Source organism: Calothrix sp. 336/3, from assembly GCF_000734895.2.
Classification (GTDB): domain Bacteria; phylum Cyanobacteriota; class Cyanobacteriia; order Cyanobacteriales; family Nostocaceae; genus 336-3.
Window position 1 is genome coordinate 2,017,975 of sequence record NZ_CP011382.1, and the last position, 21,453, is coordinate 2,039,427.

At 40.5% G+C, this 21,453-nt stretch carries 20 protein-coding genes; 7 read left to right on the forward strand and 13 right to left on the reverse strand.

Annotated features, from left to right (window positions below):
- Positions 1–8: 8 nt before the first annotated feature.
- Together IJ00_RS08260 and IJ00_RS08265 are read right to left on the reverse strand one after the other, a co-directional pair.
- Positions 9–1,394 carry a DNA cytosine methyltransferase gene (locus tag IJ00_RS08260; protein ID WP_046814758.1) on the reverse strand — a complete coding sequence of 462 codons (1,386 nt, stop codon included), beginning with the start codon at positions 1,392–1,394 and terminating at the stop codon, positions 9–11.
- 185 nt (positions 1,395–1,579) lie between these two features.
- Complete coding sequence (locus IJ00_RS08265) at positions 1,580–3,187, reverse strand: hypothetical protein (RefSeq protein WP_035151931.1); 1,608 nt, start codon at positions 3,185–3,187, stop codon at positions 1,580–1,582.
- Between the two features lie 111 nt (positions 3,188–3,298).
- Here IJ00_RS08265 and IJ00_RS08270 point away from each other — a divergent pair, with 111 nt between their 5' ends.
- On the forward strand, positions 3,299–3,499 hold the full coding sequence (locus IJ00_RS08270) for a hypothetical protein (RefSeq protein WP_046814759.1): 201 nt from the start codon (positions 3,299–3,301) through the stop codon (positions 3,497–3,499).
- Between the two features lie 56 nt (positions 3,500–3,555).
- Here the strand turns inward: IJ00_RS08270 and IJ00_RS08275 are convergent, their stop codons facing one another.
- The 9 genes from IJ00_RS08275 to IJ00_RS08315 all read right to left on the reverse strand — a co-directional run bounded on the left by IJ00_RS08275 (position 3,556) and on the right by IJ00_RS08315 (position 8,977).
- Positions 3,556–4,239, reverse strand: a complete 684-nt coding sequence (locus IJ00_RS08275) for a hypothetical protein (RefSeq protein WP_046814760.1) — start codon at positions 4,237–4,239, stop codon at positions 3,556–3,558.
- A gap of 53 nt (positions 4,240–4,292) precedes the next feature.
- Entirely contained in the window at positions 4,293–4,784 is a 492-nt protein-coding gene (locus IJ00_RS08280; RefSeq protein WP_238178465.1) for a hypothetical protein, read from the reverse strand.
- The gene (locus IJ00_RS08285) at positions 4,781–5,473 is read right to left on the reverse strand and encodes a hypothetical protein (protein WP_035151938.1); all 693 of its coding nucleotides are present in this window, start codon (positions 5,471–5,473) and stop codon (positions 4,781–4,783) included. Before IJ00_RS08285 ends, IJ00_RS08280 begins: the two co-directional genes overlap by 4 nt.
- Before the next feature lie 3 nt (positions 5,474–5,476).
- Complete coding sequence (locus IJ00_RS08290; protein ID WP_035151941.1) at positions 5,477–5,905, reverse strand: hypothetical protein; 429 nt, start codon at positions 5,903–5,905, stop codon at positions 5,477–5,479.
- A 316-nt stretch (positions 5,906–6,221) separates the two neighbouring features.
- Positions 6,222–6,908 (reverse strand): Uma2 family endonuclease, encoded by a 687-nt coding sequence (locus IJ00_RS08295; protein ID WP_035151944.1) that lies wholly within the window; start codon positions 6,906–6,908, stop codon positions 6,222–6,224.
- 158 nt (positions 6,909–7,066) lie between these two features.
- Positions 7,067–7,447 (reverse strand): hypothetical protein, encoded by a 381-nt coding sequence (locus tag IJ00_RS08300; protein ID WP_035151946.1) that lies wholly within the window; start codon positions 7,445–7,447, stop codon positions 7,067–7,069.
- Positions 7,431–7,979 (reverse strand): hypothetical protein, encoded by a 549-nt coding sequence (locus IJ00_RS08305; protein WP_339366899.1) that lies wholly within the window; start codon positions 7,977–7,979, stop codon positions 7,431–7,433. The genes IJ00_RS08300 and IJ00_RS08305 overlap by 17 nt, the downstream gene beginning before the upstream one ends.
- Positions 7,980–8,074: 95 nt before the next feature.
- On the reverse strand, positions 8,075–8,548 hold the full coding sequence (locus IJ00_RS08310) for a hypothetical protein (protein WP_035151949.1): 474 nt from the start codon (positions 8,546–8,548) through the stop codon (positions 8,075–8,077).
- Between the two features lie 105 nt (positions 8,549–8,653).
- The gene (locus tag IJ00_RS08315; RefSeq protein WP_035151952.1) at positions 8,654–8,977 is read right to left on the reverse strand and encodes a helix-turn-helix transcriptional regulator; all 324 of its coding nucleotides are present in this window, start codon (positions 8,975–8,977) and stop codon (positions 8,654–8,656) included.
- A gap of 585 nt (positions 8,978–9,562) precedes the next feature.
- On the opposite strand from IJ00_RS08315, the gene IJ00_RS08320 reads away from it, so the two are divergent.
- Together IJ00_RS08320 and IJ00_RS28850 are read left to right on the forward strand one after the other, a co-directional pair.
- Positions 9,563–12,556: a plasmid replication protein, CyRepA1 family gene (locus IJ00_RS08320; protein ID WP_046814761.1), complete on the forward strand. Its 2,994-nt coding sequence runs from the start codon at positions 9,563–9,565 to the stop codon at positions 12,554–12,556.
- Positions 12,557–12,783: 227 nt separating this feature from the next.
- On the forward strand, positions 12,784–12,921 hold the full coding sequence (locus IJ00_RS28850) for a hypothetical protein (protein WP_168163444.1): 138 nt from the start codon (positions 12,784–12,786) through the stop codon (positions 12,919–12,921).
- Positions 12,922–13,148: 227 nt separating this feature from the next.
- On the opposite strand, the gene IJ00_RS08325 is transcribed toward IJ00_RS28850, so the two are convergent.
- Positions 13,149–14,264, reverse strand: a complete 1,116-nt coding sequence (locus IJ00_RS08325) for an Hsp70 family protein (RefSeq protein ID WP_052754418.1) — start codon at positions 14,262–14,264, stop codon at positions 13,149–13,151.
- 1 nt (position 14,265) lies between these two features.
- On the opposite strand from IJ00_RS08325, the gene IJ00_RS08330 reads away from it, so the two are divergent.
- Complete coding sequence (locus IJ00_RS08330) at positions 14,266–15,291, forward strand: AAA-like domain-containing protein (RefSeq protein ID WP_339366984.1); 1,026 nt, start codon at positions 14,266–14,268, stop codon at positions 15,289–15,291.
- Entirely contained in the window at positions 15,291–18,902 is a 3,612-nt protein-coding gene (locus IJ00_RS08335; RefSeq protein ID WP_035151954.1) for an AAA-like domain-containing protein, read from the forward strand. The genes IJ00_RS08330 and IJ00_RS08335 overlap by 1 nt, the downstream gene beginning before the upstream one ends.
- Positions 18,903–18,982: 80 nt before the next feature.
- On the opposite strand, the gene IJ00_RS08340 is transcribed toward IJ00_RS08335, so the two are convergent.
- Complete coding sequence (locus IJ00_RS08340; protein ID WP_339366900.1) at positions 18,983–20,485, reverse strand: hypothetical protein; 1,503 nt, start codon at positions 20,483–20,485, stop codon at positions 18,983–18,985.
- A 231-nt stretch (positions 20,486–20,716) separates the two neighbouring features.
- On the opposite strand from IJ00_RS08340, the gene IJ00_RS08345 reads away from it, so the two are divergent.
- A complete protein-coding gene (locus IJ00_RS08345; RefSeq protein WP_035151958.1) occupies positions 20,717–21,067 on the forward strand; it encodes a helix-turn-helix transcriptional regulator in 351 nt (116 codons plus the stop codon).
- A gap of 120 nt (positions 21,068–21,187) precedes the next feature.
- On the forward strand, positions 21,188–21,445 hold the full coding sequence (locus IJ00_RS08350; RefSeq protein ID WP_035151962.1) for a hypothetical protein: 258 nt from the start codon (positions 21,188–21,190) through the stop codon (positions 21,443–21,445).
- The last annotated feature ends 8 nt before the right edge of the window (positions 21,446–21,453 follow it).

Genomic DNA, 21,453 nt, shown 5'->3' on the forward strand with positions numbered 1-21,453 from the left:
CGGAATATTTAATTATTCATTTCAGGCAACTTTTCATGCAACGAATCTTTCAAAAAACCCGGTGGCGATCGTTCGCTACCGACTTTGATATTGTCCCCATCAACTAACCCAGAAGTTCCGCAATTTTGTTTTCCTGACTGTTGCCCCATTGAGTAAAAAAGTCTCAAATCAACCGACGCTTCAAGGGTTTGTAAGTCTAGTAGATACCTAAACACAAAGCAACCTGTCTCCGGACATCGCAAAACAATCGTTGTTCGCGTAGAGTCTCCAAAGGAGATATTTTGCTGTTCTTCCAAATGTGTCCATACCTGAGAAGCGAACTGACTAGTCAGCGCTTGCGCTATCGCATAAGCCAGCAAAGGTGGAACGCTATTACCGATCGCTTTATGTGCAGCCAACTTACTCGGACCAAAATTGAACCAATCCGGGAAACTTTGCAACCTCGCAGCCTCACGAACAGTTATCACCCGCGTATGTTCGTAGTGAATCGGTCTTGCTGCGGTTCGATTCCCGCTCCCAGCGCGTAACGTAGGGGAAAATCCATCGGCTGACAATCGTTTTGCCCAAGTCGTCGGTTCTTTTTCCCCTGGTAGAGTGTCGCCATATTTGCGCTGAGTTGCAGCTGTGTGGCTTGTTGCTCTGCATCCGCTAATTCGATTTGATGGTTTTGATGCTCCAGGGTGGTCACTGAGCCTTGTCGAAGTGAAGATTTTGTCCAAATATTCGGCGTATTCGCCCTTTTGGCTCAGTTCCCATGTATCGACGTGGGAATTTATGGGGAGGTGGGTTAGGTCAGCGATCGCATCCCCCACATTAAACTTCTTCTCGCTCCCGACAGGTGCAGCAATCTCACCAAATTTTGACCCCACCCAGATAGCTCGTTGCCGTTTTTGGGGCACACCGAAATCGGATGCTGTGAGCAACCATTTGGATAGGATGTAGTGTTCTTCGACTCGTGCGATCGCATTCTCGGTAATGCCAGCAAATTTCTTCCATTCAATAGCTGGAACGTTCTCCATCACGAACATTGACGGATTTAGTTCTACCACCAGATTGATGAATTTGAGGACTAATTGGCTGCGCTTATCATTCACATCTTGCTTTCCAGCAACGGAAAAGCCTTGACAGGGTGGTCCACCAATCACGGCGGCAATTTCCCCATCCCAGTCTGGATATTTATATTGAATTATTTCTCTAATTTCTGATGCGGAAATCTCCCCAATATCCCGACATAAAACTGTCGTATCTGGGAAATTGAGGCGATATAGTTCTAATACTTTAGGATTGTTATCGATGGCAACTGCTACTTCAAATCCCGCAGATTTAAAGCCTAAATCAAGACCACCAATTCCACAAAATAAACTGACTACTAATTTCTTATTTTTTGACATCATAATTAAGTCAAATAAGTAAGATTTTATTTCCCTCTCTCTATTTTACAATCATTTGATGTCTATGTTCTATCATTATTTATTTGAATAGATAAAAATATCTCATATTTTGAATGTAAATCTAGTCTGTATATTATATGGATGATTTTTGGAAAAAATATATACAATGACAACCAGCTATATTTATGTTAAATATCCAAACCAAATTTCTTGATTAGTTGCCATTGTCGTCGCTCATTTAAGATTTCAATAATTCCTGCAATCAATTCCTTTTCTTGATTAAGATTATTAACTTTTAACTCTTTTTTGATAAAATCTGAAATCGAACATTCAGATGTAGCTGCCAACATTTTAATCATCTTTTCCGTCTGACTGACTTTTGAAAGTTTTGGGCTTGTTCTTTTAAAATCAGCAGATTCATTATTTTCTTTTATACTTGTTGGCTCATCGATAAACTGTCTACTATCCCTATCAAAGCCAGAATAATTTGGTAGTTTTTGCATAGGGAACCATTCATTTAATCCCCCGTAAAAAATAGCTCTACCCACAGGAGATTTATCACACAAAGATTGAATTTGAGTAGTTGACAATTTTTTGTCACTAGGAATCATTGTTGCTCGTAAAATTCCCTCAGATGCGGAAAGATTATCAGCACTGATTAGGAATACAGGAATAAAGATTGAACGGGTTCCACCATCAAAACCTAATCCTTTCGTATGAGCATTTTGAGAAATTCCCCACAGTACAATCCCACGAGAAGAACCAGAACTAGAATATCCAGTTAACTTGCCTTCCAACCATCCAAGTCCTCCCTCAATACGTTTGAGTGTTTTCGTGACAAGATTTAATTCATCAAAAACTAGTAATTTATATCCCAAACCCGCATCAAATTCATCAAATTTTTGAATACAATTTTGTAACCACTTATAAGCATCAGCCGCATCACAAGTCATCAAATCTTGACGAAATAGATAATCAACCCGTCCCGAAAAGTATTTTGTTTCATTCGGGTCATTTTTGGGGTCAATATAAAAAATAGTGACTTGATGAGCAGCGCCTTGCGGAGAGAAGTTGTCGGGGAGATTTTCTTTCCGGCAAACTTCGGGGGGTTCCCCCCCGTTGTGGCGACTGCGGAGTTTATTATCTTGCTTGATATATTCGAGGGCATTAGTAACAAATATACCTTTTCCAGCACCAGGTACACCCACAATTAAAGAGTTTTTCAAACTACGGGCAAACTCAGATGGTAAATTAGGAACTTGTTCGTCAAATGTGATTAATTGGGTTGATGTTCTTTCTAAAATTGGTGTAGAGATTGGTAATTCTTTTGGAGATGATATTTGTGAGTCACTTGGCGGTGTCAGTTTCTGTCCCGTCAAAGTGGCGTACCCGGAGGGTAAATTAGGTTGTGTCTCTAAAAAATCAAGTGCATCATTACTAACAATATAGCCATTTTCTAGTGCCCATTGAATTTGTTTTCTAGCTTCAGTATCTCCAACCTGAGAACGAAAATCTCGCAAGTTATCACCTGAAAGAACATGAGCAACACAGCCATAATTATGAATAGCTATTTCATTGCGGTTACTGGCTTGATTTCGCTTAATTGCTGCGTAAAACCCCCAAGCTGCAATCACAAAGCCTGTTGGAGGAAACGCTGTTGCACTAGCTGTCATCAAACCACCAATTATCCCAGCAATAATTAAGTATTGGCAGTTGTTATCTGCAATTGAATCCGTTGCAATAGTTTGCCATTCCTGGGAGGTGAGTTGACGTGAATTTGGATTAAATGTGGACATATCAAAATATTGACCAAATAATTATCCATAGAAACATTAAAAATCTTAAATTTCCATTGATTAAAGGACGCAATGGAGTTTTCCATAGTATTGACCAATGGACTATTGAATGTGCAATTTTTGAAAGCGGAACTATGTCACGAACTGGGATTTCATTTTCCAGATTTCGATAAGTTAAGTGGTGAGCATGATTACTTTTTAACCAAGGAAATATTAGGCAGTGATATTTTGTTAATTGCTGGCAGTGCTGAGATTTTTTCTTCCACTTTGCGGAATATATGTAAGCTAAATACTGATTGGAATGAGGCATAGTATTAACACAATTTACAATTATCTTTGTAACGGGAACTCCAACCCAAACAAGTTTGTTAAAGAGAATGAGCAGATTTCATAAAGTAAACAATTTGTCCCAACCAAAACAGAAAGCGGATAATTGTTTCAATCGCAAACAGCGTGATTACAAGTAAAGCAATGTTTCCCCAGTCCAACAAAGACCATTGTCCAGTCATCAAAATAAACATCAATTGACCAAATCCACCTTTACAGGGAGGATAAACCCCGACACAAATTAAAAAGTCAATTGTGTAGACAAATAGTGCCAGATTTCGAGCATTTGTCATAGTCAAAGTGGGAAAATTGTTGTACCAACGTTTGAGTGCGCTTAAAGCTGGGTCATCTGAATCATGAATCGCAAATTTTTGAGATGACTGCGCTTCATCAATTAATACCTTCATGAAAGCTCTGTCACGTCTCAGAATAATTGGAAAAACTTCAACCGTTTGAATCACTAACCAAATCAATAACCCCACAACCCAATGCAGCGCTGTACCAATTGTGGCGGCAATACCGTTAATAATTGGGATGGCTGCAATGAGTTTAATTAAAGCAGCATCTGCTGTTGCAGTTGCCATAGCTATCCTTACTGCTTGAGCATAAGGTTGAATATTTAACCAGGCAAACCATAGTCCAACGATGACTGTAACCCAGTAAAGGATTTGAACTATGGTGCGAGTACCACTGTTTCGATTTTTAGATTTAGAACCTGACGACATATTTCTCTACACCAATTACGAATTACGAATTACGAATTACAAACTATGAATTATTAAAGATTTGGTAGAACATAGCGTTTGTTAGCTCTTTTTTTGGCTTCTTCGACAACTTTGCGATCGCCTGTAAAAGCAATCTCTCCAACCACTGGTTTGTTGTTACCCTGAACAATCCTTGCAGTATTCCCATTCGCATCACAAACGATTGTCCCCACTGGTAGTTCTGTCTTCCGCACTCGGTCAATAACTGGTTGTCCGACTGAGAGGGAGGTAAAGGAATTGGGGTCTTTCATCGCAACGACCATCACACAACCCTTTTCATACCTTTGTTTGGCAATTTCCGCTTGTGCTTCTGCTGCTTGTTGGGATGCTTGGAGTTGCCATACCGAAGCTGAATTTTCGCGCACTGTTTTCTGTAATTGGGAAACCGCAGAGAGATTAGCTTTGATGTTTGCACTTGAGAAAGCCAAACAAACGCAGATACCGAAGAAGAAAACTGCTGTCATCGGATTTCGTTCTAAATGCTTCATCAATCGAGATTTGTTCATGAATGCAAGTAACGACTGATTAGGGTTTGTGTGAGTTGACGGGTATCCAGAATCGTTTTCGGGGTATTGGGCTTTTTTGCTTGTGCAACCTCATTCAAAAATTCCCCAGCATCAAACTCGGTTTTCATGGTGGTTATTTCCTCAAGTTCTGTCTGTACTTGGGAACTAGAATTAATACCGTAATCATCCAAAATTCTCTCCAGCTTTTCGGGGTCGGTTAATAGTTGGGTAATTTGAGAAATCTGTTTCGCTGATTCCTGATTGATGTCAGAAAGTGACTTGGTATTTAACTGTGCCAAGGTATGTTTGAGTACCGCATCTGAGATTTGATGGAGTACGGTTGCTTTGGCGATCGCCTCCCCTGCGATAATCTCTACCATTCCCCGAAATACATCAGCAGGAATATTTGCTGCACGCTCTGTGGCAATTTCAATTGCGAGTTTCTCAACTTGGACGAGACTGGGAGAAGCATTATTAGTCGTATTTTCTGTTAATACTTTCTGCTGATTGATAGCCTCTTCCACTATTTTGAAAACTTGTTCCAAACGCTCGGTAATAGTTGCGGGAAATTGGTCAGCATTGGCGTCGATTTCATTATCGTGTTTGCTAAGTTCTTCCAGGGCATTAATAATTTGCTCATCACTATATTGTCCTACGAAATACTCGAATAATTCTTCTCTGGTAAACATGATTTATTCCTGAATTAAGGATTTAGCAGCAAAGCGTTCTTGTTCCTGTCGATATTCTTCTCTTGTGAACTCACTTTTTTTGGCATTCAAATATTCTTGTGCCATCCACTTTTTTTGAATCCCATTGGGTAGTCCGTTGTAAATCTCTCCGATTTTGCCAATAACCCACACCTGATAGGGAACTATAGGTGGTGTGGCGTTAAAACTGGATGCTCTCTTCAACATTTTTATCTGTTGTAATTTATACTCTGGGATAGTTGTTGCTAGGGTTTCCCATCGCTTCCAGGTACGGTAACAAATGCCTAAAATTCTGCTTCCCTCTGCTAAAGATAGGGGAAAACCCAAGGGATGCAGGTTAACATCGAGCGAAGTCGAGATGTTAATTTCTGGATTTATGATGTGAAATAGCTGATTTCTCCATTCCTTTATCATTAGGTAGTGAATAGTAACTTAGAGAGAGTTAATGCATTGACAATATACGTGTCAATATCCGGTTAGAGTGATTGTTTATAGCCTGTTAATGATTTGACTATTGACATCGTTAATTCACAAATAAAACCCAAGGATGAGTTGTTTTCAAATCAACTAAGTTTGATATCTCTTTCCTTTATGAGACAGAATATCTTTTATTAAATACTCACTGTTTATATTCAATGCGAATATTCACGTAAATTTTCGGAAATTATTGAGTAAAACAAAAACACCAAAGTGAGAAACTTTGATGTTTTAAGTTGATATATATGAATTACTAATCGGGAGGTAAATTATCAGGGTCTATACCAAGAGAACGTAAATGCTGTGCCAATTTTTCTGCTTTCTCTTCTGCCATTAAATAGCGATCGCCTTGTTCGTTATACCAAGATAAAAATTCCTGTTTAATTCCACCAATAACACCTTGATGTCTTCCAATTCCTAAACCAACTTCTGGCATCCATAATGGTTCGCCAATTTGTTGTTGATAATTCTCATCCACCAACTTATAAATTTCAAACGGTTGATGTCTATCCCGTTGCCAATATTCGGGGTTGTAAATAATGTAGTAAAGTACGCCAAGTTTGCGATAAATTTCCAATTTTTCGTCGTATTCGTCCCCTGGCGTGTGGGATACCATTTCTAAGGCTAATATCGGTACTACCTCGTTTTCTTCCCACACCGCGTAACTTCGGCGGGATTTTCCACCTTTTTTGCGTTCCACTCCCAAACTCAAAAACCCATCTGGAACCACGGGTACTCTCGGATTAACCCCTGTGGTGTGGTAGACTGCCATGTCTACACCAAAGTACCAGTCGGTGCGATTTGCCCAAATCGAAGTAAGCAAGAACAATAGAATATTTGGTAGAAAATTTTGGTCTTCGTTATCCACGGGTATATCGTCCGAGCAGGCTAATTCTTCGGTGCTGGGTAGTATTACCGTTTTTGGTTTGTCTGACAGCATAGCTGACACAGGTGGGTACTTTATCTCTATATTATAGATGACTCGTGATTCTGACATATTAATAAGTGAAAATCAAAATATACTCAGCTTGATATTTAGAGCGATCGCTTGATTTGAAATATTTTTCATCTCGTGAGGATTAACTAATGAATTGGGATTTAATCGTTAATTATTTTCAAATATCCCTGTAATTTGAAAATCAGATGAAAACAACGCAATAATATCCCCACCGAATAATGATAAGGTTTTCCATAAAACCACCCTTCAATAGTTCTCTCGTTATAACCAGTTAAAAATGAAAGCGTTATGGTACAAGCTTTCATGTAGCCAGTGGGATTGCGTTTTCCTGGACTTGGAATTTCAACACCTGGGTGAAAAATCGGTATCCAAAATTCGCACCATTCTTCTGGTGACATTGGTGTTAAAAGCTCGAAGTATACTCGTTGGTTGTGATATCTTTGTCTTTCTGACAACATGAATCTCGCCAACCAACGAGGTATTTTTATCATTTCTTCGCGTGTTTTATCGGGAGATTGCATTTTGCTGATGGTTGGATACGATCGAATTTTGAATTGTGGAGAAATTTCCTTCTGAGATTTCCGCTAATCGAGATTGAATATTGCTAATTATTCCTGCCCAATCAGCATTTCTATCCCATTCGCAACGGATTCTGCTTTTTGTTGTTGCATCGTAAAGTCGGCAAAATACCACATTCTCTTCGCCAGGAGTTGCAGCAATAATTAACGGTTTGGAAAAGTCGTAAAATTGTGATGCAGCGAGGAGAAAAGTTTTCGCAAAATTGGTTTCGATGCCAGTTCTAATTACGTAAACCTCATCGGCATAAATGACTATATCTAGCTTTAAATTATCTTTGCCCTTAAACTCCTTACTGGTCAATTTCAAGCTTTTTAAGTAACCAGTTAATCCTCTTTGTTGAACTGGAATTGTTTGATTGTTGTTGATATTGTATTGATACCATAAGAACGATTCACCGCTTAATTCTCCGTTTTTGACATACAAGTAAATTGGCTCTGGCGGATTACAAAGACCTAACTTGACTTCGGAATTCATATTTTCTGCTCCAATGTTGATAAGGAAATCATGCCTAATAGGGCTGCAATTTTGCGTTGATGTTAGATATTGCAGCCCCTTTCAATCTCAAGTTCTCAAGTTCTCACGCTCTCTTTTTCTAGGGTTTTCAACAGTAGTAATAAATACTGGATGCTAAGTTGAAGAACGTCCAAGCATTTGGCGTAAATTTTTTGAACTAAATTTGTAGCGTTCACAAACTGTTTGGATTTTTGCAGGGGAGTAAATACTGGTATCGTGACACGCTCTTTCTCTGCTGCGGTTACTTCTTCTTGTTCGGGTAGCGTTCCTTGGGTAAAGTGCCATGTTATGAAGTGGAAGCATTTCATCCAAGTATTTGCTCGATAGATTTCGATGCCATTGACACTCACTATCCAAGGCTGGGTTTCAAAATCTTCGTCGGTGAGGATAATTTTTGCTATCGCTCTATCTCCAGCAAAAATCTCATGTTCCTCAAACGATATTTCTACTGCCTTGATGTCGCTTAAGTTTCGAGGAGGTTCGTGACGCTCGCTTGAGGAAACTTGAAAAGCATCCGTCGCATAAGTCATAATATAGACTCCTGTAAAGGTTCAAAGGGCGATCGCACGAGTTTCTCAGGCAAGGGCGGTTGTCCTTTGTTTTAGTATAATCACATTTTACATATTTTGTAGAAATTAATCAACTGCTATAGACGATATTCTTTGGAATAAAGGATGGCTAATAGTTTGCGCCACCACGGGATAAAAATCTTTCAGATCGATGCCTAAAACCTGGCAATATTTAAGAACAATAGATAGAGAAACCGATCGATCTCCTTTACTATTCCATTTTTCTATCTTATGGATGAGCTGCTGTGAGCAGGGCTCACCAAGGTCTGTAATTGCTTTTGCAACTTCTTCTCTTGAAAATTTTCTATCTTCTCTTTGTTTCAATAAAAACTCGCCATAATCTTTATCCCAATCAATCCTAGAGACTAAATCTAAAGGTATTCCTTGCATTATAATTTCTCTCACTGCATACTCCAATTTTACACAAAGTGTGGAAATTGTGATATACTTCTTCTATGAAGCATGTAAAACCCAGGCAGTTATAGCGTAGAGCTTAAATCGCAATAAAGATCGCGGAAGCAATGATTGTATTCCAGTTAAGGAGGCAGATTTTTGAAAATAGATTTTCTCCATAAGCATTTTTGCTGATTATTCAAGAGTACTCAAAGGAAAACATTAGTTTGATTTATACGGGTTTAGAAGAATACTAAACCCGCAAATTTAGTTGCTCCCCAGTGGAAATGCTGTAGCCAATGCCCTAGCTTTTATTGCCTAAAGCCATAGCGAGCAAAGGTCTAGACAATAAAGTTAAGTCAAAATCTTTGCTGACAAGTACCAGGTAAGTATGTTGACGATACATCAACTCCGCGCAGCATTTGCTGTGACTTATTTTTGTGGCTTAGAGAGCTACTTTTTAAGTTTACTTTTAATGGTTTGAAGATATCGAACATAAAGCTTTTAAGCGATGGGCTTGCTGTCGCTTCATTTTCATGCGTTTAAGCATTGAAAAACCTGACTTAAAACTTTGGAGGGGATATGAACGCGATAAGCGAAGTTTCACGCCAAGGATATGGTGTAAGCCAATATACACAAATCCAATCTCAACATCTACAAGAATGGCATGAAAGCGGTGTTGACACGGAAATCATCAATCTCAACGTCAAATCCCTTGAAGGAAATACACCTTATGAATACTTGATTTACAGCCCCAAAATCTCACGTCGCAACGATGGAAGATTACGAGACGGAGACTTGAAGAAATATCACCACATTGAACACGGAGGCTGGTGGTGTAGCGGAGTTGACCCACTCGACGACTACAATCCCATGATGTGGGGATGTTTCAAGCCGGATAAACCCAGACGTGACAGAAACAAAATCCATAAGTACGTCAAATATGAACACCCCTATAAAGAACCAACCAGAGCATACTTTCTAGAAGTACCGCACCGGATTTGGAGAAAAATCTCAAAAAGCTGTGGAATTGCGATCGCCCCCGAAGACCTCCTAAATCCCCAAGGTTTCTGGCATTGGGTATGGAAAAACAACGTACCAATTGTCATTGTCGAAGGAGCCAAGAAAGCAGCTTGTTTACTGACTGCCGGGTATGCCACGATCGCAATCCCTGGTATCAATTCTGGCTATCGCATTCCTAAAGATGAAGAGGGAAATATTACAGGGAAACCTTTTTTAATCCCTGACTTAAAGCACTTTGCAACTGAAGATAGACGGATTGACATTTGTTTCGATTGCGACAAGAAACGAGAAACAATGCAGCATGTCAGAACTGCGATTAAACGCATGGGGAAATTACTTGCGATGGAGAAATGCAAGGTTCGGGTTATTGAACTACCGGGACCAGAGAAGGGTGTTGATGATTTTGTAGTTGCCCAGGGAGAAGACGCATTTAACATGCTTTACCACAAAGCTGAAACTCTTGATATTTGGCAGGTTAAGTTGTTTACGTTGTTGACCTATCAGCCTGCGATTGAGTGCGATCGCAAATACCTTGGACAAATCCAAATCCCCGACACAGAAAAGCTCATCGTTCTGAAATCGGCAAAAGGAACGGGTAAGACAGAGTGGCTAACTGGTGAGGTTGCAAAGGCACACGAGCAAAATAGGAGAGTGTTAATTATTACTCACCGAATTCAGCTTGGAGAGGCTTTGTGCGATCGCTTTGGAGTGAACTATGTAACCGAAGTCAGAGACTCAGGTACAGGAGACTTACTTGGCTACGGAGTTTGCATCGACTCTCTCCACCAACAAAGCCAAGCCAGATTTAATCCTAATGATTGGTACAACGATACAGTAATCATTGATGAGTGTGACCAGGTATTCTGGCACTTACTCAACTCTGGAACTGAGGTAGCAAAACGTCGGGTTTCTGTGCTGAAAAACCTCAAGTTGCTGATTCAGAATGTATTGAGTAGTCCTCAAGGAAAGATTTACTTGGCAAGTGCGGATGTATCCGATTGTGATGTGGATTACGTACTTTCCCTGGCTGGGGAAATTAAAGTTAAGCCGTTTGCGATCGCAAACAATTACCAACCCCAATCTGGAAATTGCTACACCTATGACGGTAGTAATCCCAAGGATTTGATTGCAGCACTGGATAGAGCAATTCCCGAAGGTGGACATCATTTGCTATGTTGTTCTGCTCAAAAAGTGAAATCGAAATGGGGAACACAAGCTTTAGAGGAAAGATTTCGTCGTAAATTCCCAGATTTACGAATTTTGCGAATCGATAGCGAGTCTGTTTCTGACCCATCACATCCTGCTTTCGGTTGTATTGCCCACCTCAACGAAATTCTCACTAAATACGATTTGGTTATTGCTTCCCCAAGTTTGGAAACAGGAGTTTCTATTGACATCAAAGGTCATTTTTCCGCAGTTTGGGGAATTTTTCAGGGTGTACAGTCTGCAAACTCGGTGCGGCAGATGTTGGCGAGGGTGAGGGAAACGGTCGATCGCCACATCTGGGTAAGAAGTAGTGGCATTGGTTTTGTTGGCAATGGTTCCATATCGGTTGGTGTGTTGTTAGCCAGTCAACATGCAGCAGCAAAAGCAAATATCATGTTGTTGTCCCAAGCTGACAATGCAGATTACAGCATTGATGAGAATTTTCAACCAGAATCCCTGCAAACTTGGGCAAAGCGAGCTTGTGTAATCAATGCCCAAATGCGGTGTTATCGGGAATTTGTGTCGCAGGGGTTGGAGGAGGATGGTTATCGGGTCATTGATGCAGATAAGGTTCCAGATGAAGAATGTTACGGGGTTTACGATTCGGTAAAAACCGCTTCCAAGGAATTGTATGGGGAGGAATGTCGGGCGATCGCCTCTTCCGAAACCATCTCCGACACAGAATTTAAGAAGTTGCAGGACAAAAAGCGAAAAGTTTGTGGGGAAGGTTTCCTTCCACAAAACTTTTCAAGACAAGCTAAAACTAAAACCGAACGAAACCAGGAACGGAAAGCATTACTAAAAGAGCGTTACGGGGTTGAGGTGACACCAACACTTGTCGAGAAGGACGATCGCGGATGGTATCCACAGTTGCGACTGCATTATTTTCTCACCGTTGGACGGGAACAGCTTTTTGAGCGCGATTCCAAGAGAGCTAAATCGCAGATAGAAGCGGGTGAGAGTGCCGTTTGGAAACCAGATTTTAATCGTGGGCAGTTATTACCTGCGGTGCTGATATTGGAGGAATTGAATATTCGTTATTTTCTTACACCGGGGATAATGTTTCGCGGTTCCGATGTGGAGTTGCAGAATTTGAAGGCTTTGGCTGTGAAGCATCGATATTTTATCCGTGACTATTTGGGGGTTTCGGTTTCCGAGGGGTTGAGTGCGATCGCGATTATCCAGAAACTACTGAGTCAGATGGGGTTGAAGTTAAGCTATGTTAGCAGGATGGGGAGTAGAGATAAACGAGAGCGGGTGTATGAATTTGCTCCACCGAAAGATGGACGGGAGGTGATTTATCAAAGATGGGAAAAACGCTATGCTTCTGGTGTCCACCAGGGATAAATATAGTATTTCTGAACTATTTAGTTGGACACAAATCCACAGGTAATTTCCCAAATACTTATTCCAGGAGGTGGGTTGAGTATTTCGGCAAGCGGGAAGATAGCTAGAGTTCAATCCAAATGGGTTGCCTCTGGGAGCATGAGCATTAATGACGGGTGGTATCCCCAGTTGCAAGCGAAGCTTAACGCCAAGGGCGTATTGCACAAAAGTTATTGAGCAAATTCGGATTGAAGTTGAGCTACGTTGAGCGATTAGGAGAAAGGGGTAATCGAGAGCGAGTATACGAGTTCGTAGAAAACCAAGATGGACGTGATGAGGTTTATCAGCGGTGGCAAAGTCGATATGGTTCTGGTGTCCACCATTGATAATATTAGTAAATAGGAACTATCAGATGGGTGAAAAGGGTAATCGAGAACAAGAAATAATAGAAGACAGCATTAGTTTCTCGTTTGGGTTTGCTTATTTTATCAAGAAGTAGATGTTATAAAGCAAACAGCAAGGAGGCTTTAAGCACTCCTTGCAAAATTACTTGCTAAACCAAAAGTAAAAATTAGGGTTATGCACTATGCAAGCCGATTAGCTGCTATATAATTTATACTTCTGCCGATTCATCCATTGAGAATTCAATTGACTCACCTGAAATTAGCCGGTACAAAAACATGGCTATATCAACTGTTCCTTTAACAGTTCTAAATATTTGAACTAGTCTACGCTCACGATTTACAAGCTCATTAGGATTATTATTAGGATTTGTAGCTTCTGCTTCAATATCATTCAGTATCCTTGCAGCTTCTTCTCTTGATTGGGGCGGAAAATCTTTAATACTAACTCGTAAATCTTCAATTAGTTGGAGAAGTCTAACATCAACTAATTTAGACTGACCTGTATCTTTATTTTCTGCTAAAACTCTAAGTATTCCATTTTCATCTATTTCATAGCTAATTTGAATTTTGGGAACACCTCTAGGAGCAGGTGGAATTCCATCCAACCTAAATTCATGTAAGAAAGTATTTTCTTCTACACGTTCAGACTCTCCCTGATAAACTCGTATCGGTGCCGAAGTTTGATTATCTCTTGCAGTAGATATTTTTCTCGTGCGTTTGGCTGGAAGCTTTGTATTCTTGGGAACAAGAACTGTCATTTTACCCCCATCTGTCGAAATTCCTAAAGATAAGGGTGTAACATCAAGTACTCTAAAGTTTAGCTCACCTGACAAAATACCAGCTTGAACAGCAGCACCTACAGCAACAACCTCATCAGGATTAACTGTCTGATTAGGTACTTTACCCAAAAAGTCGCAAACTAGTTTTTTAATTGCAGGAATACGTGTTGCTCCACCTGCTAAAACAACTTGATCAATTTGTGACTGTCTTAATCCTGCATCTTGAAGAGCAGTTTCAACAGGAATGCGACAACGTTGAATTAAATCAGTGCAAAGACTCTCAAATTTTGTTCTTGTCAGTACCATTTCTAAGCTTTTAGGCTCTGAACCGACAGTAGCAATAAAGGGAAGATTAATTTCAACTTCCAGAGAAGTAGAAAGGTCGATTTTGGCATTTTCTGCTGCTTCGATTAAACGCCGTTTAGCTTCCAGACTCTTACTTAGGTCAACTCCCTCAATTCTTTTAAACTCTTGGACGAGCCAATCAACTATTTTCTGATCGAAATCATCACCCCCAAGGTGGGTATAACCAAGCTCATCAATCAATATTAACTTACTTGAATATCCTCAAGGACAAGTACCTTTAGAATCTCCTTTTTATATTGAACGTCCACCGATTGAAGTTGATTGCAACGAAGCAATTCTCAGACCTGGTGCCCTAATTCGCATTAAAGCACCAAGACAATTAGGAAAAACTTCTTTACTCAATCGTATTTTAAATCAAACTAGCGAGTGTAATTACCAGGTATCATATCTCAACTTTCAATTAGTAGATACTGAACTACTTGATAGCTTAGATAAATTTTTGCAGTGGTTCTGTCGTAGTATTAGCGAAGAGTTGAATTTACCAGATAAAGTAAATCAATTTTGGGATGATATTACTGCCAGCAAAAGTAAGTGTACTAATTACTTTCAAAAGTACTTGTTGGCAGAATCTAAAACTCCAATCATTTTGGGCTTAGATGAAGTAGATGAAATTTTTAAACACCCTACCATCGCGTCTGATTTTTTTGGAATGTTAAGGGCTTGGCATGAACGAGGAAAAAATAATGCGGTTTGGCAAAAGCTCAGGTTAGTAATTGCTCATTCTAAAGAAGTTTATATCCCTTTAAATATTAATCAGTCACCTTTTAATGTTGGTTTACCGATAGAATTACCAGAATTAAATACCACACAGCTAGAAGATTTAATTAAACGTCACGGTTTGCCTGGAGATAGCTTTATCTTGCAAGAATTGAGTAATCTATTGGGAGGACATCCCTATTTGTTACGGGTTGCACTGTACGAAATTGCCCGCGATCGCATTACCTTGGAAAAGTTAAAGGAAATTGCTCCAACCGAGGAAGGTCCATTTAGTGACCATTTACGCCGTCATTTGTTAAACTTGCAAGAAAACACAGATTTGCAAGCAGCAATGCTTAATGTTTTGGCATCTGAGGAAGCAGTAGTTATTGGCACTAGTGAAGCTTTCAAATTACGGAGTATGGGTTTAGTTAAGTTTCAGGGTAATGCGGTGAAACCTTTGTGTAATTTATATCGGCTGTATTTTTGCGATCGCCTGGGGGTTAACTGATGAATCCTGCATCTGGCAAGGGCTATGAGTATCAAGTTGGGGGCAGTTTACCAATTCATGCTCCCACTTACGTCCGGCGACAAGCTGATGATAATTTTTACCAAAGTTTGAAAAAAGGTGAATTTTGTTATGTCCTCAACTCTCGGCAGATGGGTAAATCCAGCTTGCGGGTACAAACCATGCAGAGATTGGAAGAAGAGGGTTTTGCTTGTGCAGCCGTAGATATTACCGCCATTGGTACCGCAGATATCACTCCGATTGAGTGGTATGCAGGGATGATTGATTATTTAGTGGGGTGCTTTGACCTTGACAGCGATTTTGAATTAAAAAGCTGGTGGCAGGAAAACGCCTTATTATCCCCAGTCCAACATTTTAGTAAATTTATTGAAACCATACTATTAGAGCGAGTAGAACAAAATATTATTATTTTTATCGACGAAATAGACAGTATTCTCAGCTTACAATTTAACTTGGATGATTTTTTTGCTGTTATCCGCGACTGTTATAACCGTCGAGCATCGCAACCTACTTATAACCGTTTAACTTTTGCCTTACTAGGGGTATCCACACCTTCCGATCTAATCCAAAATTGGAAACGCACACCTTTTAATATTGGACAAGCCATAGATTTAACTGGGTTTCAGTTATCAGAAGTAGAACCCTTAGCAAAAGGTTTAACCAGATTAGGAAATTCCCAAGAGTTAATCAAAGCGGTAATTTACTGGACGGGTGGACAACCGTTTTTAACCCAAAGAATTTGTCGATTGTTGCTCTCAGAAATAGGGGAAGAAGCAGATAAGCCTTTCAATTATGTGGAAAAGCTGGTACAACAGCGAATAATTGACAACTGGGAAGCCCAGGACGAACCAGAACACCTGAAAACAATTAGAGATAGAATCTTACTGGGTTTTGAGAAAGGCAAAGGACGGTTATTAGGTTTATGTCAGCAGATTTTGGGATCAAATCAAGAGGGAATAATTGCCGATGATAGTCCCGAACAAACCCAATTGCGGTTAACAGGTTTGGTAGTGAGACGGGATGGTAAGTTAAAAATATATAATCGTATTTATGAGTCAGTTTTTAACTTAGCTTGGGTAGGGCAAGAGTTAGCGAAACTCCGTCCTTATAGTGATGCTTTCGATGCGTGGATGGCTTCTGAACGGGAAGATGAATCACGCCTTTTGCGAGGGCAAGCGTTGCAGGATGCACTACTTTGGGCAAGTGATAAAGGTTTGAGCGATGAAGATAATCGATTTTTACGTGCAAGTCAGGAATTTGCGAATCGAGAGGTAGCAATTGCCTTGGATGCAGAAAGGCAAGCAAAGGAAATTTTAGCAGCAGCGCAAGCAAAAGCAGAATTAGCTTTAGACGAAGAAAGACAAGCAAATCAGCGTTTGACAGAAGCACAACGCAAAACTCAGCGGCAGGTACGTGTTGGCACTGGTATATTAGCTGTGTCTATTATCGGAGCTATTGCTGCTTCTATGGTGGCTGGCAAAGCAATACAAGAACAAAGTTACGCCTTGACTGCAACAAGGCTGGAAAGGGATGGAGTAAATATATTACGTCAGTTTCAAGGAGGAGGAAGAGAAATAGCAAGTTTGCAGTTGGCAATACAGTTGGGACGGGAATTGAAAGGTTTAGCTAAAGACAAGAAATCTTTAGCTGATTACCCGGCACATAGCCCAGTGTTTAGCTTACAGGAGATATTACGAAATATTCGTGAACGCAATCGTTTTCAGGTCGATACTGAGCTATATCTCGCCACTCTTAGTCCCGACGGCAAAACTTTAGCTTTTACTAACGAAGAAAAGGATGTGATTAAATTATCGAATGCGACCACTGGCAAAGAAATTACCACCCTCTCTGGGCATAAAGATGTCAGCAGCGTCGCCTTTAGTCCAGATGGCAAAACCTTAGCTTCGGGAAGTTGGAACAAGACCATCAAATTGTGGAATGTGACCACTGGCAAAGAAATTACCTCCCTCACAGGGCATAAAGATTATGTCAGCAGCGTCGCCTTTAGTCCCGATGGTAAAACCCTAGTCTCTACTAGCAGCGACCATATCGTCAAATTATGGAATGTCGCCACAGGAAAAGAAATTGCTTCCCTGACTGGGCATCAAGGTTCTGTCAACAGCGCTGCATTTAGCCCCGATGGTAAGACCCTAGCTTCTGGTAGTGATGATAAAACCATCAAATTATGGAATGTCGCTACGGGAAAAGAAATTGCCTCTCTGATTTGGCATCAATATGAGGACAAGCGGATTGCAGATCAAAGCAAAGTAATGAAAGTTGCATTTGCACGTGACGGAGAAACCTTAGTTTCTGTTAGTTCATCCGGGGTTATTAAATTGTTTTATGTGTCCACTCTCGAAGAATTCGTCTCCCTAAATGAGTATAAATATTACGACAGCGTCGTCTCTAGTCCCAACGGCAAAACTTTAGCTTTTAAAAAAAGGGAGAGTGATATAATTACTTTATTCAATACAGGCACTTTCAAAGAAATTGACTGGATCGTGCATCAAGATTGGGTCAACAGCGTTGCATTTAGTCCCGACGGCAAAACCCTAGTCTCTACTAGCAGGGACAAGACTATTAGATTGTCGAATGTGTCTACGTATCAAGAAATTGCCACTTTGACTGGGCATGGAATCGATTTCGGATACAATGTATACAGTGTGACCTTTAGTCCTGATGGCAAAACTCTAGCTTCTGTTAGCATTGATCGTACCGTCAAATTGTGGAATGTTGCCACGGGAAAAGAAATAGCTTCCCTGACTGCGCGGCAAGAGAGCGTCAACAGCGTTGCATTTAGTCCCGATGGCAAAACCCTTGCTTCTGCTAGTGAAAATGGTAGTGATTACAAAAAAATAATAAAATTGTGGAATGTTGCCACGGGAAAAGAAATAGATTCCCTGACTGGGCATAAAAATTCTGTCAGCAGCGTTACATTTAGTCCAGATGGTAAAACCATAGCTTCGGGAAGTTGGGACAAGACAATCAAATTGTGGAATGTGACCACTGGCAAAGAAATTACCTCCCTCTCTGGGCATCAAGATTCTGTCAACAGCGTTGCATTTAGTCCAGATGGCAAAACCTTAGCTTCTTGTAGCAATGACAAGACCATCAAATTGTGGAATGTGACCACTGGCAAAGAAATTACCTCCCTCTCTGGGCATCAAGATTCTGTCAACAGCGTTGCATTTAGTCCCGATGGTAAAACCCTAGCTTCTGGTAGCAATGACAGAACCACCAAATTATGGAATGCCACCACGGGAAAAGAAATTTCCTCCCTGACTGGGCATCAATATGAAGTCGTGAGCGTTGCATTTAGTCCCGACGGTAAAATCTTAGCTGCTGCTAGTTCAGGTAAAATAGTCAAATTGTGGAATGTCGGTACAGCAAAAGAAATTGCCTCCCTGACTGGGCATCAAGATTCTGTCAACAGCATTGCATTTAGTCCAGATGGCAAAATTTTAGCCTCTGGAGGTTCTGGCACCATCCAATTGTGGAGTTTGAATTTAGATGATTTACTTGCTCAGGGTTGTAGGTACTTGAAAGATTACTTTGCTAGTCATCCTAATGAGAAAAAAGATTTGTGCCCGTGAGTTATAGGCGAACCACTACTTCTCAATCAAGCCCGCAATAATCAATCTTTGTCACAAAACTTGACCATTTTAATGCGAATCTAAAACGCAATTTCCTGCTGTTGATGACTGGGGTAAGAAGCTTTCAAGTCGTCAATAAATTGAGAAATCGCCTCAATCCCGGTACACAACATTCCACTTGCAGCACGATACCCACGACTGCTCCAACCTTGCCAACCAAATCGCTCTCCAATCTCCCCAAACTCAGCCACAACAGCATCTGATTCTCGATTGTTACTCATTTGCAGTCGAACAAGTTCTTGTTCTTTTTGAGACAGCACACTGTTTAAGCGATCGACTTCCCGCATCAAAGGCTCGATCGTTTTTTCAAGTTCTTTATTAACAACCCTTGCAGCTTGCTTATTGAGGGTATTTTCCCAATTATCTGTTCGCGAATTGGAGTATTCGAGAGCTTTTTCTAATTCTGTAACCCGTTGTTCTAATTGTTGGTTTCTAGTTTGTAACGTCTGGAGCGATCGCACTTCTTCATCTTTTGCAGACAGTTGTGCAAGTAAATCTTGGTTCTTCTGTGCGTTAGCGAAGCTCATCGCAGATATCGCGCGTGAATATTCCTGTGCAGCTTGAATTTCTCGTTTTGCTGCTTGCAACGCTGCATCTCTAATTTCGATAAACCGTCCCTGCTCGGATTCGGCTTTTTCTTGGTTGTGTTGAGCGATCGCATCTGCAATTTTCTGCTCAACTTCGACTGCGGTAAACAATTCCTGGGAATTTATCTTTCTGACTGGCTGTTGAGCTTCTGGCTCAATTTGATGGGGTTTGAGCAAGTTTTTGACCTCCATCCCCTGGGAAACAGTGTGGTCGAGTAATACCCAAAACTCTCCCTCCTTTTTGGACATAATGATTCCACTATGACCAACCCAACCCATGTCATCTTCCTTGACGACAATCCGCATTCCTGGGGCTAATTCGGGAGTTGGTAAAGCAGGAGTTTGGCTTACTTCTTCGCTGGGCACTTGCTTATTCCCCCTCTCCCCTTGTCTCCCGCTCTCCCCCTCCTCTTTGACCTGTGCAGCAGTCTTCTTACCCGATCGCACCAATTCCTTGACCAAATCGTGGCTAACTTTGGTTAACTGTCGCAGTGCGGAAACGCTCCAGTTTTGGACATTTTGGCGGATTAGTCTTTGCGATCGCGCTGGCAATTTCTCGAACCATGCGTATATCTCGATCGCGGATTTGGCGATATATTTGGACGCACCGAAATCGTCTGAGGATAGCCATTCCTCGAACACTTTTTTCCCATTGGAGCAAAACGCAAGGCAGTCAAAGTAAAAATCCTGGAGCGATCGCCCTATCTCAATTAAGCCATCGAAGGTCTGGCGAACAAAACCAAAGAAGTTGCCGAGAGTGGATTTAGCCTTGGCTTGCAAGTCTGGTTTGGTAAAGCGATCGTAGTCAAAGGTGTAGTTTAAGGCAAACGGTACTGTTTGAAGCACCTTCTCTTCGACGTGTTGCTCGAATTTGTCGTGAGAATGAGCTTTTGTGTTAAGTTGAACTGTGCCAATTACTTGCTCTTGTGTCATCATAGTGTTGACCTGAATATTGGGTCTACATTGAAGGCGATCGCCCGTTCTGCCAAGAAAAGTTGCGATCGTTTTCTATTTATATTTAAATTTTAATATATCTCAGACAAATATTTCTGTGCTTATGAAAAGTATTTATATATCTTTAACTATATTAAATATATTTCAGAGAGCAATTTGTTTAAATGGGCAGCTACAAGTACATTAAAGATGTTGAATCTATGTGTTTAGACATTGATTAGGTGGCGACTTAAAGAAATTATGGCTAGGCACAACATTAAGGGCGTAAGCCTAGCTAGCAGATTAGATGTAGGACCAAATGCTATTTCTGCTCTCAAAAACGCCAAAACGATGCCGCGCTTGGATGGTGTGGCATTAAATTCATTATGCAATGCTTTAAATGAGTTAGCTGAGGATTTAGATGAACCCATAACACCAAATGATTTGCTAGATTATTCCCAAGACCCGATTAACGTACAAGACACTGATAACGTCTTTAGTTCCGTTAAGCGTCACAGCAAAAAAACAGATTTAAATGCCACTTCAGGGCATTCTCTGGATGAGGGTACTGCAAATGTCTCCTAAAATAGTATCGCTTAAAGCAGAGAAGCATTAATAAATATGAAGAGAAGAATATTCCTGCAAGTATAAAAAAATACTGGTGGCTCACGCCAAAAAAGTGAGTGAAGTCAATGGAATCAACCTGTGAACATCATAAACATCGCATTCACTCACCTATTTGCCAAAGCTCCCAAATATACTTTTGGAGAACAAGTCGCAATTAAAAGTAACTGCGATCACAAACAATGGGCAACAGAACAAGTTACAGGATTGCGATTAGATTATGACTCCAACGACAGCTGGAATTACACAGTATTTTTTGATTATCCACAAGGATTTTGTGAAGATTTTATCGAAGAAGATTTAGCAGCGATAGATGAATTACTTCGCTCAAAACAGTAGTTAAATTT